Origin of the sequence: Bacillus cereus group sp. N24 (assembly GCF_016483345.1) — a bacterium.
Classification (GTDB): Bacteria; Bacillota; Bacilli; order Bacillales; family Bacillaceae_G; genus Bacillus_A; species Bacillus_A toyonensis.
In genome coordinates, this window is the sequence record NZ_JAEHCA010000131.1 from 1 (window position 1) to 262 (window position 262).

The following is a 262-nucleotide window of genomic DNA, read 5'->3' on the forward strand; positions in this document are numbered from 1 at the left end:
ATCCTACACCAGAAGAAGATTTTGAAATTTTAAACAGGATGGAAATCACAAACCCCCTCTCCCCTTTACAGGCTATTTCAACAATAAAAGAATTACATTATTTGGATCAAAGCGTAAGGGAAGAAAGTATGGACAAAGCAAACAAGCATTACATTGTAAAGCAAGTTAATCAGAATCGAACTTATACTACTATACAGCTAGGTGCAAGACAACGTGGCTCAATTGATTTAATGAAAGCTTCACAAGCTTATGCAATCATCCA

At 35.5% G+C, this 262-nt stretch carries 1 pseudogene; it reads left to right on the forward strand.

Features of this window, described 5'->3' with window-relative positions:
- Positions 1 to 262: pseudogene (locus JDS95_RS30720) on the forward strand (AAA family ATPase); the annotation flags it as partial.